This is a genomic window from Catenulispora rubra (assembly GCF_015356825.1).
Taxonomy (GTDB): domain Bacteria; phylum Actinomycetota; class Actinomycetes; order Streptomycetales; family Catenulisporaceae; genus Catenulispora; species Catenulispora rubra.
Genome location: NZ_JAACYW010000699.1, coordinates 1 through 598, shown reverse-complemented (window position 1 = coordinate 598; position 598 = coordinate 1). Strand labels below are relative to the sequence as shown.

General features: G+C 67.6%; 1 pseudogene. It reads right to left on the bottom strand.

Annotated elements, in window-relative coordinates:
- Nucleotides 1-475: 475 nt before the first annotated feature.
- Nucleotides 476-574, bottom strand: a pseudogene (locus GWK61_RS61660) (NAD-dependent epimerase/dehydratase family protein); the annotation flags it as partial.
- Between the last annotated feature and the right edge of the window lie 24 nt (nt 575-598).

Below are 598 nucleotides of genomic sequence, written 5' to 3'. Positions count from 1 at the left end.
CCACCACCCGCGGCTGGCACCGCGGCCGCGTCCGACTGGCCGTCGACAACTACAGCAACGTCGCCACCAGCGCCGCCGTAGCCACCACCTCCAACAACACCAACCTGCACATCGACATCCGCACCCCTGCGCTACGACTCCAGCCGGGACGCGCACAGTTCAGCAAATTCGCCGTCCGACCGGGGCGGCTGCTGTGGTTCGGCGTCAAAGCCCGGCACCAGTACAACATCACCGTCACGCCGTCGGGTTTGGGGCAGCCGGTCAGCCTGCAAGGCACCTATCTGCAATCAGCACTACTCCCCCGCTGGCTCCAACGACTTGTGATGATCCTCGCCGGCGCGGCAGCAGCCATCCTGGCGCTCTGGTCCGGGATCCACCCCTCCTTCGCGTCCAGCGCACAGGCCTCACCACAACCGGCCGCTGCGACCGGGCCGCAGGTGATCGTGATCCAGCCGACACCATCAGCGCCGCCTTCGTTGTGGACGAGCGCGACCACCTCGTGGCCGTGCTCGCGGAGCTCGGCCAGGACGTGCGAGCCGATGAACCCGGTGGCGCCGGTGAGTGCGACTTTCATGGTCTTCACCCTTCTGCGGGTTGG